The 14,278-nt window shown below is 64.2% G+C and carries 9 protein-coding genes; 5 read left to right on the top strand and 4 right to left on the bottom strand.

Features of this window, described 5'->3' with window-relative positions; genetic code table 11:
• The first annotated feature begins 148 nt into the window (after window positions 1–148).
• The 3 genes from GRI47_RS09715 to GRI47_RS15265 all read left to right on the top strand — a co-directional run bounded on the left by GRI47_RS09715 (window position 149) and on the right by GRI47_RS15265 (window position 4,242).
• Window positions 149–1,675 (top strand): tryptophan halogenase family protein, encoded by a 1,527-nt coding sequence (locus GRI47_RS09715; RefSeq protein ID WP_160661038.1) that lies wholly within the window; start codon window positions 149–151, stop codon window positions 1,673–1,675.
• A gap of 123 nt (window positions 1,676–1,798) precedes the next feature.
• Entirely contained in the window at window positions 1,799–3,091 is a 1,293-nt protein-coding gene (locus GRI47_RS09710) for a sugar MFS transporter (protein WP_160661037.1), read from the top strand.
• Window positions 3,092–3,192: 101 nt separating this feature from the next.
• The gene (locus GRI47_RS15265; protein ID WP_160661036.1) at window positions 3,193–4,242 is read left to right on the top strand and encodes a PAS domain S-box protein; all 1,050 of its coding nucleotides are present in this window, start codon (window positions 3,193–3,195) and stop codon (window positions 4,240–4,242) included.
• 6 nt (window positions 4,243–4,248) lie between these two features.
• Here the strand turns inward: GRI47_RS15265 and GRI47_RS09700 are convergent, their stop codons facing one another.
• A complete protein-coding gene (locus GRI47_RS09700; protein WP_160661035.1) occupies window positions 4,249–5,766 on the bottom strand; it encodes a SulP family inorganic anion transporter in 1,518 nt (505 codons plus the stop codon).
• Window positions 5,767–6,013: 247 nt separating this feature from the next.
• Between GRI47_RS09700 and GRI47_RS09695 the strand changes: the two genes are divergently transcribed.
• Entirely contained in the window at window positions 6,014–8,845 is a 2,832-nt protein-coding gene (locus GRI47_RS09695) for a M16 family metallopeptidase (RefSeq protein WP_160661034.1), read from the top strand.
• A gap of 22 nt (window positions 8,846–8,867) precedes the next feature.
• Here GRI47_RS09695 and GRI47_RS09690 read toward each other — a convergent pair whose 3' ends face one another.
• Together GRI47_RS09690 and GRI47_RS09685 are read right to left on the bottom strand one after the other, a co-directional pair.
• Window positions 8,868–10,673: an ABC transporter transmembrane domain-containing protein gene (locus tag GRI47_RS09690; protein ID WP_160661033.1), complete on the bottom strand. Its 1,806-nt coding sequence runs from the start codon at window positions 10,671–10,673 to the stop codon at window positions 8,868–8,870.
• A 148-nt stretch (window positions 10,674–10,821) separates the two neighbouring features.
• Window positions 10,822–11,865: an aspartyl protease family protein gene (locus GRI47_RS09685; protein WP_160661032.1), complete on the bottom strand. Its 1,044-nt coding sequence runs from the start codon at window positions 11,863–11,865 to the stop codon at window positions 10,822–10,824.
• 132 nt (window positions 11,866–11,997) lie between these two features.
• On the opposite strand from GRI47_RS09685, the gene GRI47_RS09680 reads away from it, so the two are divergent.
• Window positions 11,998–12,834 carry a glycosyltransferase family A protein gene (locus GRI47_RS09680; RefSeq protein ID WP_160661031.1) on the top strand — a complete coding sequence of 279 codons (837 nt, stop codon included), beginning with the start codon at window positions 11,998–12,000 and terminating at the stop codon, window positions 12,832–12,834.
• Here the strand turns inward: GRI47_RS09680 and GRI47_RS09675 are convergent.
• Window positions 12,773–14,236 carry a lipopolysaccharide biosynthesis protein gene (locus tag GRI47_RS09675; RefSeq protein WP_337190673.1) on the bottom strand — a complete coding sequence of 488 codons (1,464 nt, stop codon included), beginning with the start codon at window positions 14,234–14,236 and terminating at the stop codon, window positions 12,773–12,775. The genes GRI47_RS09680 and GRI47_RS09675 overlap by 62 nt on opposite strands.
• Between the last annotated feature and the right edge of the window lie 42 nt (window positions 14,237–14,278).

Below are 14,278 nucleotides of genomic sequence, written 5' to 3'. Positions count from 1 at the left end.
ATCTTTTTAGAACGTGTCGGATAGCTGCCATTGTTAGCGTTCACAAGACGCCAAAGTGAACGTTATCAATCTGCGTTGCATTTTCGCATCACCGGGTTCCGCCTTACGAAAAATCGTATACAACCAAGCGATGGGAGCGGATCGGGACATGCGGCACAGTATCGAAAGGATCGTCATCGTTGGTGGCGGAACCGCCGGCTGGATGGCGGCTGCCGCGCTGTCGCGTATCTCGGGGAAGAGCGGCGCGCAGGGGCCGGTCGCGATCAAGCTCGTCGAATCGGAAGCGATCGGCACGGTCGGCGTGGGCGAAGCGACGATCCCGCCCTTCGTGGATTTCAACAGGCTGCTCGACATCGACGAGCGCGCAATGCTGTCCGCCGTCCAGGGCACCTTCAAGCTCGGCATCCAGTTCGTGAATTGGGGCAACAAAGGCGACAGCTACATCCACCCCTTCGGGAATTACGGCTACGAAGTGGACGGAGTGTCCTTCCACCATTTGTGGCAGCGCAACCGCATGAAGGGGGACAAGCGCCCCATCCAGGTCTTCAACCTCGAAACGATGGCCGCCCATTTCGGCAAGTTCGCGCGCACCGAAGACTATAATCGCGACGACATGCCGCCGATGAATTACGCCTACCACATCGATGCGGGCGCCTATGCGCGTTTCCTGCGCGCCTATGCCGAAAAACGCGGCGTCGTGCGGCGCGAGGGGCGGGTGGCCGAGGTCCGCCGCGATGGCGAAAGCGGCGATGTCGCGGCGCTGGTCCTTGATGACGGCACCACGATCGCGGGCGACCTGTTTATCGATTGCAGCGGATTTCGCGGCGTCCTGATCGAACAGGCGCTGGAAACCGGATACGAGGAATGGACGCACTGGCTTCCTTGCGATCGGGCCGTGGCCTTGCCGTGCAAGCGCGACGACGGATCGCCCCCGCCGCCCTTCACCCGCGCGACCGCGCATCGGGCGGGCTGGCAATGGCAGGTGCCCTTGCAGCATCGCAACGGCAACGGCCACGTCTATGCGAGCGCGCATATGGAAGATGCCGAGGCGCATGATATCCTCGTCGCCAACATGGCGGGCAAGCCGACTGCCGAGCCGAATTTCCTGCGCTTCGTGACCGGGCGGCGCAGGAAGTTCTGGAACCACAATGTCGTCGCGCTGGGGCTTGCGGCGGGATTCATGGAGCCGCTCGAATCGACCTCGATCCATCTTATCAACACCGGGATCAACAAGCTGGTCGCGCTGCTCTCGCTAGACGGCATCACCGAGACGCAGCGCAGCGCCTTCAACCGGCTCACCAACAAGGAATATGAGCGGATCAGGGATTTCCTGATCCTGCACTACCACGCGACCGCGCGCGACGATTCCGAGTTCTGGAATTACTGCCGCACGATGAGCGTGCCCGACAGCCTGACCGAGAAGATGGAGCTGTTCCGCGCCAACGGGCAGATCTTCCGCGAGGATGACGAATTGTTCACCGAAACCAGCTGGGCGGCGGTGATGATGGGGCAGGGGATAAAGATGGGCGGCCACAATGTGATGGCCCACGGCATCGCGGATCAGGGCGTGGCGAAGGAAGTCGACGGGATCGAGCAATCGATCCGCTTTCTCGTCGAGCACATGCCCGGCCATGGCGACTATCTGCAACGCTATTGCCCGGCGCCGCCCGCGTGACGCCTGTTTCGCCGAACCTGTCACCGCGCGATTGCGATAGACTTGTCGGCAAGGCCGCAATATCAACAATGAAACCGGTTACGCAGGCGTAGAACCTGCGGCTATCAGAAGAGGACAAATGCGATGGCCCTTGCACCCGACATAGCGTCGAGCACCGACCCCCATAAGATCGATCCCGACACGCCGCCGGTAGAGGCGCCGGGCCTGCAATATTTCGTCTTCGGTCTGTTCTTCATCTTCGGCGGGATCACCTCGCTCAACGATGTCATCATTCCCAAGCTGAAGGAGCTGTTCACGCTCAACTACACCCAGGCGATGCTGGTGCAGTTCTGCTTCTTCACCGCCTATCTCCTGATCGGCATTCCGGGCGCGAAACTGGTCAAGCGCCTCGGCTATATGCGCGGCGCGGTGGCGGGCCTCGTCACCATGATGCTGGGCTGCCTCATGTTCATCCCCGCCAGCCAGACCGCGACCTATTGGGTGTTCCTGCTGGCGCTGTTCGTCCTCGCGAGCGGTGTCGTCATCGTGCAGGTGGTCGCCAATCCGCTGATCTCGCTGCTCGGCTCGCCGCGCACGGCGCATAGCCGCCTGACCTTCGCGCAGGCCTTCAATTCGCTCGGCACCACGATCTTCCCGCTCGTCGGGTCGGTCGTCATTCTCGGCAGCCTCGCCACCGTCAGCGCCGATCAATTGTCGGGCGCCGAACTTCAGGCCTATCGCCAGGCGGAGAGCGAGGCGATCTGGCAGGGCTATCTCGGCGTCGCCGCCCTCATCGGTCTGGTCGCCCTGGCGGTCTGGCTGTTCCGCAATCGCCTCCAGGGCGAAAAGCACGAAGCCTCCTCGGGCCTTGCCGGACTGGACCTCCTGAAGCGCAAGCGGTTCGGTTTCGGTGCGCTGTGCATTTTCCTCTATGTCGGGGCGGAAGTCTCGATCGGATCGATCATCATCAATTATCTGGCGCTGGAGCGCGTCCTCGGACAGCCGGAAAGCGTCATCGGCTGGATGATCGGCCTGTATTGGGGCGGCGCGATGGTGGGCCGGTTCATCGGCTCGGCAATCCTGCGCGTGTTCTCGCCCGGCAAGATTCTGGCCTTCAACGCCGCGGGAGCGATCCTGCTGATTGCGATCAGCGCCAGCACGAGCGGCACGCTCGCCGGGTACACGCTGCTCGCGGTGGGCCTGATGAATTCGATCATGTTCCCGACCATCTTCTCGCTCGCCTGCGAGAAACTGGGGCCGCGCGCGGCGGACGGGTCGGGCATCATCAACGTGGCGATCTTCGGCGGCGCGGTCGTGCCGCTGGCCTTCGGTGCGCTGGCGGATCTTTCGGGAAGCCTCGCCTTCGCGCTGATCCTGCCTGCGATCTGCTATGCGATCATCGCCAGCTTCGGCCTGTTCGCGCGGCGGCCTGCCTGATCGACCGAGTCCGGTCAGGTCCGGGCGGGTTCGCGTAAGTTACGCACCGCCCGGACCTGACCGTTACTTCGATTTAACTATTCCTCTTTAATTGCGGCCTGATGGAGGACGCCAATCTTGATCGCGCGACGAAGGTCGAGGCGGCGTGGGATGCGGTGAATCAGAGCAATCTGTGCGCCCACTTCGCGCTCGACGGCACGATCGTCTGGGCCAATCGCCTCTTTCTCGACGCGATGGGATACCAGCTCGAAGAAATCGCCGGGCGGCACCACAGCCTGTTCTGCACCAAGGATCCTTCCGGGTCTGAGAAATATCGCGCCTTCTGGCGGCGTCTCGCCGCAGGCCAGCCGGACCAGGGCACTTATCGCCGCATCGCCAAGGACGGTTCGATCGTTCGGCTGCGCGCCAATTACAGTCCGGTCCGCTCGGCCGATGGCGAGGTCGTCGGTGTCCTCAAGGTCGCTGCGGACGTGACCGAGGAGGTGCTGCGCCAATCGCGCTTCCAGGCCCTCTCGAATGCGGTCCGCCATTCCCATGCGGTCATCGAATTCGGCCTCGATGGCGAGATCCTCGACGCGAATCCCGTCTTCCTCGCCCTGTTCGGTTATGCGAGCGAGGACCTCTTCGGGAAGCACCATCGCGTTCTGTGCAAGACGGGCCACGCGCAAAGCGACGACTATCGCCAGTTCTGGGAACGGTTGCGGCGGGGAGAGCACGCATCGGGTCGGTACTGCCGGGTTGATCGCAAGGGCCAGGACGTCTGGATTCAGGCGACCTACAATCCGGTTATGGACCTCGAAGGCAAGCCGGTCAGGATCGTGAAACTCGCGACGGACATCACGCGCGAGGTCGAGCTGGAGACTTCGGTTCATTCCCAGCTTGCCGACAGCGAATCGCTGCGCGCCGAACTGGGTGGCCAGAAGGACGAGCTGGAGCGGATGCTGGGCGAGGTGCAGCGCATTGTGACGACGATTTCCGGCATCGCCACGCAGACGCAGATGCTCGCGCTCAACGCCACCATCGAAGCGGCGCGCGCGGGCGAGCACGGCTCGGGCTTCTCGGTCGTCGCGCGCGAGGTCAAGGAATTGGCGAACGCGGCACGCCGCTCGACCGATCAGGCCGAGCAGATGCTGAAAAACCGCGCCGCCTGAAGCGCGTTACGGGTGGGGCGCGAGCCCGATCTCCACCCCGGTCTTGTCGGTCAGTGCGAATTTGTCGACCAGATCGGCGCTCGCCCGGTTCAGGCCGATGACCTGCACGCTGCGCCCGTTGCGCCGCATCCGTTCGACCACCTTGTCGAGCGCGCCGACCGCGCTGATATCCCAGAAATGCGCTTTCGACACGTCGATCACGACGTGGTCGGCCGGATCGGGCTGGGTGCTTTCCGGGCCGAGCGCGGCTTCGAACCGTTCGACGCTGGCGTAGAAGATCTGGCCCTTGGCGGTGTAGGTCGCGATGTCGCCCTCCGGCCCGCTGGTGCGGGTGCGCACGACTTCGAACAGCGTCATCACCTTCTGCGTGAAGAAAGCGCCGGATAGCAGCACGCCTGCCGCCACGCCCAAAGCGAGGTTGTGCGTTGCCACCACCACGCCGACCGTCACCAGCATGACGGTGCTCGACTGCCAGGGATGCTTGGCGAGATTGGGGATCGAATTCCAGCTGAACGTACCGATCGAGACCATGATCATGATCGCGACGAGGGCAGGCATCGGCACCTGACCGACGAGGCCGCCGAGCAGGAACAGCATGATAAGAAGCGCAAGGCCGGCGACGAAGGTGGACAGGCGTCCGCGCCCGCCGCTCGTCACGTTGATGACCGACTGGCCGATCATCGCGCAGCCGCCCATCCCGCCGAAGAGGGCCGCGACGATGTTGGCGACGCCCTGACCTGCGCTTTCGCGGCGCTTGTTCGAGCCGGTGTGCGTCATGTCGTCGACGATCTGCGCCGTCAGCAGCGATTCCAACAGGCCGACCGCCGCCATCGTGAGAGAATAGGGCGCGATGATGCGCAAGGTTTCCCAGGTCAGCGGCACGTCGGGCAGGACGAAATAGGGCAGGCCTTCGGGCAGCTCGCCCATATCGGCCACCGTGTTGACCGGCGTCCCCAGCCAGATCGCGAGCGCGGTCAGCACCACGATCGCGACGAGCGGGCTGGGAATGGCAGTGGTGAGGCGCGGGAAGAGATAGATGATCGCCAGCGCAGCGGCGACCATGATCCAGGTTTCCATGCCGACACCCGGATTGCCGGGGAGGAGCTGCGGCAGCTGCGCCATGAAGATCAGGATCGCCAGCGCGTTGACGAAGCCGGTGATGACGCTGCGACTGACGAACTGCATCAGGAGGTCGAGCCGCAACAAAGCGGCGATGCCCTGGAACACGCCCATCAGGATGGTCGCGGCGAAGAGATATTCGACCCCGTATTCGCGCACCAAGGGGATCACCACCACGGCCACCGCAGCAGTCGCGGCGCTGATCATGCCGGGCCGCCCGCCGGTAAACGCGATCACCATCGCGATCGCGACGGAGGCATAGAGCCCGACGCGCGGATCGACCCCCGCGATGATGGAAAATCCGATCGCTTCGGGAATGAGCGCGAGCGCCACGACGATTCCGGCAAGGATGTCGGCGCGGATGTTCGAGAGCCAGTCGCGCTTGATTGCGCTGGTGTTGATCATGGTCTGTCCGTGGGTCTGTGCCGCGCAAGGGCCTCCTGACGAGGGACCGCGGCGAAAGAAGTGCCCCGCCTATGGCCCATGCTGCATTGCAACACAACCCGTGCCAATTGGCTCGGTTTCTCGCACCCCATGCCGTTCGCCGATCCCGGTCGCGCGCTCGCCGATGCCCTGGGGCGTGCGGTTGCCCTTCATGGGGGAGGCGTTAGGGTCAGCGTGTTGAATTCACTGGGGAAGGGGTTTCTCGATCATGTTTCGCACTATTCTCGCCAACGGCGCTGCCGCCATCGCGCTGACCACCGCGCTCGCCACCGCCGCGCCCGCTCCGCTTCTGGCACAGGACGCCGCCAGCCTCAGCGCGCCGCAGATCGAATTCACCGAATGGACGCTCGACAATGGCCTGCGCGTCATCGCGATCCCGGACGACAGCACCGGTCAGGTCACGACATCTTTGTGGTACGAGGTCGGATCGAAGCACGATCCGGAAGGCCGCAGCGGCTTCGCGCATCTTTTCGAACACATTCTCAGCCGCAAGACCGAGAACATGTTCTACAACCAGATCTACGGCCTGACCGCCGATGTCGGCGGCACGCGCAACGCCTCGACCGGGTCGGACCGCACGAATTACTACGAGACGGTCCCGGCGGCCTATCTCGAAACCATGCTGTGGACCCACCGCGAACGCATGTTCAAGCCGGTGGTCGATCAGGAGGTGTTCGACCGCGAGCGTGACGTGGTGAAGGAGGAATTGCGCCAGCGCGTCCTCGCACCGCCCTATGGCCGGTTCCAGCGTTTCGTCATCGCCGAGAATGCCTATGACGTGCTGCCCCAGCGTCGGCCGGGGATCGGGTCTATCGAGGATCTCGACAGCGCCACGCTCGACGATGCGCGCGCCTTCCACCAGGCCTATTACGGACCCGACACCGCGACGCTGATCGTGGCGGGGAATTTCGAGATGGCCAATCTGCGTGCCCTCGTGGACGAGTATTTCGCCGACATCCCGCGCCGCGCCAATCCGGTCGACCTGACGATCTCGGCGCGCGAGCCCGAGCGGACCGCGCCGCGCAGCTTCGTCGCCACCGCGCCCAACGTGCCGCTGCCGGTCGCGGGGACCTTGTGGAAGGGGCCGGGCGCGGGCGAGGCGGATGCCGCCGCGCTCGACGTGATGGCCGCCATCATGGCGCGAGGGCAAAACAGCCGCCTTTACGATGCGCTGGTGCGCAGCGGGCAGGCGGTCGATGCCTCGCTGTTCTATTCGGAAAGCGAGGAGGGCGGTTTCATCGCCAGTTTCGCGATCACCAATCCGCAGGCCGATGCCGACGCTGTCGAGGCTATGCTGAAAGCCGAACTCGATCGCATCCGCAGCGAGCCGGTGACCGCCGCCGAGCTGGCCGAAGCCAAGAGCGAGCTGTTCTCCGATTCGCTCCGCCGCCGCGAGACCGCACGGGGCCGCGCCTTCGAACTGGGCGAGGCGCTGGTATCGACGGGCAATCCCCGCGCCGCCGATGCGCGGCTGGAAGCGATCGGGCGAGTGACCGCCGCCGATGTCCAGCGCGTGGCGGCCAAATGGATGGACCCGCAGGCGCGCGTCGACATGCGCTATGTCGCGGGTGAGGAAAATCCGGCGGCCTATGCCAATCCGGTGCCCATGCCGACCTTCCGCAGCCTGCCCGCCGCAACGGGCGAGCCGCTTGCGGTCCTCCCCGAAGGCCAGCGGCAGGAGCCGCCCGGACCGGGCATGGTGCCCAGTGTCGAGCGTGCCGCTATCGTGGAACAGGACCTTGCGAACGGCGTCTCTGTCGTTGCGGCGCAGACCGGCGACGTGCCGATCGCGACCATGACCGTGCTGGTGCCCGGCGGCTCGATCAGCGATCCGCGCATGAAGGCGGGCCTTGCCAACATGGCCGCCAGCATCGCCGATCAGGGCACGGCGGATATGAGCGCTCAGGAGATCGCGCAGAAGCTCGAATCGCTCGGCGCCAGCTTCGGCGCGACGGCGGGATCGGAAGGCTCGTTCTTCAGCCTGACCGCGCCGGTCGCCAATATGGCGGCGGCGGGCGGGATTCTCGCCGCAGTCATCAAGGGCGCGACTTATCCCGAGGATGCGTTCGAGCGGGAGCGGAAGCGCGCCATCGACGGATTGGCGGTCAGCCTCAAGGACCCCGGCGCGCTTGCCGGCATGGTCGCACGGCCCGTCCTCTACGGCGATGCGCCCTATGGGACACTGCCCGGCGGAACGCAGGCTAGCCTTGCCTCGCTGACGCGCGAGGATCTGATCCAGCATCGCGAGACATACTGGCACCCCGCGCGCACCAAGGTCATCGTCAGCGGCGGCATCGCGCCCGATCAGGCCGTCGCGCTCACGAACGCGCTGTTCGGTGACTGGCAGGTGGCGAGCGCGCCGCCCGCCGACATCGCCCAGCCGACAGGTGCGGGCGAACCGGTCCGCACGGTCGTGATCGACATGCCCGATGCGGGGCAGGCCGCGGTCTATGCCGGCCTGCGCGCACCCTCGCGCACCGATGGCGATTATTACGCGATCGAGATCGCCAATGCGATCCTCGGCGGCGGATCGAGCGGGCGGTTGTTCGAAGAGGTGCGCACCAAGCGCTCGATCAGCTACGGGGCGGGAAGCGGGCTCATCACCGACCGCCTCGTCGCCTCCTCCCAGACGCAGAACGCGACCGCCGACGAGGTGGTTCAGGTGTTCCTCGACGAGTTCGACCGGCTGGGCAGCGAAGCGGTCGCCGACGATCTGCTGAACCGCCGCCGCCTCTATCTCGGCGGGAATTACGCGCGCAGCCTTGAAACCTCGGGCGGGTTCAACGCCATCGTCGCGAACCTCATCCTCGACGGGCTGGAGCCTGCCGAGGCGGCGCGCTACGCCGATCGCCTGCAGGCCGTGTCTCCCGAAGCGGCGGCCAAGGCGGCGGCGGATTACGTGACGGCGGACAAGGCCAGCATCATCGTGGTCGGCAATGCGGCCGAATTCCTCGACGATCTGCGCGCGATCCGGCCCGATGTCGAGGTGATCCCGGCGTCCTCGCTCGACCTGTCGAGCAAGGATCTGGGGCTGGACTGATTTTCCGGAGGAGGGAGGGGGCCTAGGCCTCCTCCCGCTCCACTGCCTGCCGCGCCCACATCTCGGCATAGAGCCCATCCGCGCACAACAGCTCGGCATGGGTGCCGCGTTCCGCGAGGCGGCCATGTTCGAGCACCAGGATCGCGTCGGCATCGGCGATGGTCGAGAGCCGGTGCGCGATCGCGAGCGTGGTGCGGTGTTCCGACACGCGATCGAGCGTGGCGAGAATGCCCTGTTCGGTCCTGGAATCGAGCGCGCTGGTCGCCTCGTCCAGCAGCAGGATCGGCGGGTCCTTGAGGAGCGCGCGCGCGATGGCGACCCGCTGCTTCTCGCCGCCCGATAATTTCAGGCCGCGCTCGCCCACTTCGGTCTCGAACCCATCGGGTAATGCCTCGATAAACGGCAGGATCGCCGCGTCGCGCGCTGCCCGCACGATCTCTTCCTCGCCCGCGCCCTCGCGGCCATAGGCGATGTTGTAGCCGATCGTGTCGTTGAACAGCACGCTGTCCTGCGGGACGATGCCTATCGCGGCGCGCAGGCTTTTCTGCTCGACCTGCGAAATATCCTGCCCGTCGATCAGGATGCGCCCGCTCCAGGGATCGTAGAAGCGGAACAGCAGCCGCGCGATCGTGCTCTTGCCCGCGCCGGATGGACCGACGATCGCGGTATGGCTCCCTGCCGGGACCTCGAAACTGAGATCATGCAGGATCGTGCGCTCGGCCTCGTATCCGAAGCGGACATTCTCGAAGGCGAGGGTCGGGCGGCGGACGATCAGCGCCGGGGCACCGGGCCTGTCCGCCACCTCGACCTCGGTATCCATCAGAGTGAACATCTGCGCCATGTCGACCATGCCCTGCCGGATCGTGCGATAGACGAAGCCGAGGAGGTCGAGCGGGCGGAAGAGCTGCATCAGATAGGTGTTCACGAAGACGAGATCGCCCACCGTCAGCTGGCCCCGGCTCCACCCCCACACCGTATAGGCCATCGCGCCCGCCATCAGCAGATTGGTGATGAGCGCCTGCGCGATATTGAGCATTCCGAGCGAGGCGTCGGATTTGATCGCGGCCTCGGAATAGGCGCGAGCGGAGTTGGCGTAGCGCTCTTCCTCGCGGTGTTCGGCGCCGAAATATTTGACCGTCTCGTAATTCAGCAGCGAATCGACCGCGCGCGACAGGGCGGTCCCGTCGAGATCGTTCATCTCGCGCCTGAGATGCGTGCGCCATTCGGTGATCCGCTGGGTCACGACGATATAGGCGACCACGGTGAAGGCGGTGGCGGCGACCAGGCCCCAGCCGAAATTGAGATAGAAGATCACTGCCACGGCGACGAGTTCGATAATGGTCGGCGCGATGTTGAAGAGCAGGAAATAGAGCATGGAATCGATGCTCTTGGTCCCGCGCTCGATGATCTTGGTCACCTCGCCCGTGCGGCGCGAGAGGTGGAAGCGCAGCGACAGGCGGTGGAGGCGGCGGAACACGTCTTCGGCCAGATGCCGCGTCGCTTCCTGGCCGACCCGTTCGAACACGATGTTCCGAAGATTGTCGAAGGCCGTCCCCGCGAACCGGCCCAGCCCGTAGGCAAGCACCAGCGCCATGGCGAGCATCGCGGCCTCGCCCACCTCGCCCGCCATCGCGTCTACTGCCTTCTTGTAGGCGAAGGGGAGCGCCAGCGTCACGGCCTTCGCCAGCAGCACCAGCATCAGCGCGATCACGATGCGGCGCCGCAACCCCGGATTGTCGCGCGGCCAGAGATAGGGGAGGAACCGCTTGAGGATCGCCCAGCTCTCGGCGTCGATCGGTTTGGTCTGGGTCTGGTTCTCGGGAGGCACGGTGCGAAGATGGGGACCCGAAGGCGATCCGGCAATGCGGGCACTATCTCGCCGAATAGAAGCCGAGGCGCCGCATGGATGAGCTACGCCGACAATAACCAGCCATAGGCCAATTCAGCGCATTAGCCTCCGCGAATATGCCGGTGGACTACGGCACGAATTCGAAGCTGGGGAGGGGCATGAGAGATTCTTCGCGCGGAAGGTCGAAAAGGATTTTTCCGGTGTTGAAGTCGATGGCCACGCGATCGAAACCTCGTAACCCTTCCATCCCGAGAAGCAATGCAGGCCGGTCTTCGAGGTCAAGTTGCGCGAATACCGGGCTTTGCGAATAGCCCACCGAGATCGGCGAAACAGCGACACTCGCGATGCGGAGAGTTCCGGCGAGCGTGAAAGAGCTGTTCAGGACAATGCCGTTGACGTCGGTGCTTTTGGCCATCGCGATATGGCGAGCTCTGAGCTTTCTGCGCAATGCATCGTTGCCGTAGGAAGTCTGGGCTCCTGTATCGATGATCAAAGCTGTCTTCACACCGTCAATGTCGGCATCGGTGACGATCATCCGACCAGATTTGCGTCGGCCACGGACGACGATCTCGTAACCCAGATTACTAGCCCGCTCCTGCGCAGGGGCGATCATGAGGCTGTCGTTGGTGAAGTCGAACAGCACCCGCAGATTTCCCAACACATCGAGACCGATGATCCCATCGGCTCCGACATGAAGACGTTCGAGCAATGGTACGGTCAGACTGTCGAACGCATGATCGGCGAATTCCAGGCCGTTAAGCTCCACCGTTTCTACCAAACGGCTGCCGCCCAAAGCCATGAGATTGGCTGACCCATTAGGCTCCAACGCGAGCCTGTCCGCCACCCCATGAGTGATTACCGTCGTCTGAGCGCCGGTATCTACCATGAAGTCGAATGGGCCGGCTCCATTGATAGTGACTGGAAGTGTCCAGCGGGCGAAATGATCGCGATCAAGCGATGATTTGTGGAGGGCGTCTTCCTCAGAGACGGCTGCAAGTTCTATGATCGGAGCGTCGGCAGAGAGGTCCATGGTGGTCGATTGCGAGACCTTCGCGAACGACGTTACTGGCAAACCAATCAGTACCACCGCGAGAAAAGCGTTTCGAAGTCCCCTCATCATGATCTCCAGAATAGGGCCAAGAGTGCCTTCATAAGCTTCTTCGCACTGCAATCTGCACAGCAAACCAGAATTGAAAGAGATGGGAAACCAAAAAAATCTCTGTCGGTTTCTCTCGGATCAGGTCGCTGGGGAGCAAACCCGGTCAGATCGATAGACCGTCAATTGCAGGCTCACTCGAGGTACATGGACAAACTCATCGCAATTCTGGCCCATAACGAAGAGCTGCGCATCGGCGCCTGCCTGGCGAGCCTTCCCTTGGACGATGCGGAAGTGTCTGCCACGGTGGTCGTCAACGGCAGCAGCGACCGCACGGCCGATATCGTCCGAGAGTTCGAGCCGCGCGGCGTCAGGCTCGTCGAATATACCGAACCCGGCAAGGCGCGAAGCTGGAACCGTTTCGTGCTCGACGAGGCGCCTGAGGCCGATGTTTTCGTTTTCGTCGATGGCGATGCCGTGCTGGCGCCGGGATCGGTCGGCGCGCTCGCCGATTGTCTTGCGCGCCACCCGGAGGCCAATGCCGCCGCCGCCTTGCCTTTGAACGGTCGGAGCATGGCGTTCTACCAGCGCTCGATGCTGAATAACCAAGGCTTCTTCGGCGATTGTTACGCGCTGAGCGGCGCCTTCGTGCGGGCGATGCGCGACAGCGGGGTGCGCCTGCCCGACGATCTCGTCGGAGACGACAGCCTCGTCAACGCGCTCGCCAACACCGATCTCGGCGCGGATCGCGATTTCCGCAAAGGCGCCGTGGTCCAATGCCTGGGGGCGGGCTTTTACTGCGAGCCCAATCCTATCACGCCCGCCGGGCTGCGGCGCCAGATGAAGCGCATGGAATCCTATGCCCTGCGCCATTTCCAGAATCGCATCTTGAGCGACATCATGCAGAACGAGGGCGCCCGGATGATCCCGACGCGGCTGGCGGATGTCTACGACCTTTACCTCGACCGTCTGCGCCCGCGGCTCAACCCGCTGTGGTTTGAATTCGATCGCCGGGCTCTGGCACGGATAAGGGCCGCCGCCTGATCAGGTTGAGGCTCTCATCCACCAGAGCGCGCCAACCGAACCACATCACCGCCGCATAGGTCAGCGCCCCGGTTATCGCGAGCGCCAGCAGGCGGAGCGGAGCGGGCCAGTCCGGCAGGACCATCCTTAGCGCGAAGACCGCGCAGGCCATGGCGAGGCAGCCGACCGCTGCGGGAAGGATTGCGCGCAGGAACTCCACCGCGCCCACCTGCACGATCGGCAATGTCAGGACGAGCGTCGCGATCAACAGGACCGGCGCGGCGATCCACCAGGCATGGACCAGGCCGAAGGGGCCGTTGGTGATCCCGACGAGAAAGCACAGGGGAAACAGCACCGCGCCGATGAGGCTGGTATAGACCGAGATCCGTGCATGGCCTGTCGCATTGGTCGCGGGTGCGCACACGATCTGGAGCGCCATGGCTGGCATGACGAGAGAGAGGCCTGCCACGATCGGTGCCATCGGCAGCCACTTGTCGCCGAAAATCGTTCCGATCGCTTCAGGCGCAGTCAGGGCAAGCCCGATATAGATGGGCGCCGTGATCAATGCGACCGCGCGGAGCGTGCGGATGAAATAGGGCCCAAGCGGGCGGCCCTGCTTGTGCATCTCGGCATAGGCGGGAAAGGCAACCTCGTTCAGCGGAGGCAGGAATCGCCCGGTGACGATCAGAGTCAGGAACAGGGCTTCGGAATAGAGGCCCAGTGCGTAAGGCTCGAACACGCGGCCCGCGATGAAGATGTCGCTCTGGCTCTGGATGATCCACAGCAGCTGGACCACCGTCATCGCGCCGCCATAGCTCACCATCGCGCCCGCGCCGCGGAAATCGAAGACCGGCCAGACCAGCAGGCGCGACGACACTGTCAGCACCAACGCCCGCGCGGAAAAGGCGAGCAGGGGTGCATAGACCAAAGCCCACACGCCGAAGTCGAACCATGCGAGCGTGAGCGCGCTGACCGCCCCGGTCACGGCGCCCGCCATATTGGCGACGCCTTGCGAACGGAAAGCGATCTCGCGCGAGAGAAGCGCGCTCGGCAGGGCGATGAAGGGGGTGGTCAGGAAGAGGACCGCCTGGACGCGCAGCATGTCGGCGATGATGGGCTCGCCATAATAGTCGGCCGCCAGAGGAGCGATCAGGAATTGCACGACGGCCAGCGTGCCGTTGAGCAGAAGGAGAAGCGCGAAGACCTGTCCGATCTTTCTGCGATCGATCTCGGCTTCCTGCACCAGTGAGTTCGCGAAACCCCATCCGTTCATGAAGGCGAGGGCGGCCAGCACCACCTGGCTCATCGCGAAAAGGCCGTAATCGCTGGGTTCGAGCAGGCGCACCACCATCAGGGTGGAACCCCAGGTGATGATCTGCGCCATGATCTGGCTGCCATATCGCCACGCGAGCGCATGGCGCACACGGCCCGCAAACCCTCCCGCATCCGAACCCTTATATAGACT

Source organism: Qipengyuania pelagi (assembly GCF_009827295.1).
GTDB classification, from domain to species: Bacteria; Pseudomonadota; Alphaproteobacteria; order Sphingomonadales; family Sphingomonadaceae; genus Qipengyuania; species Qipengyuania pelagi.
The sequence above is the reverse complement of the archived record's forward strand: the minus strand, read 5'-3'. Positions and strand labels throughout refer to the sequence as shown.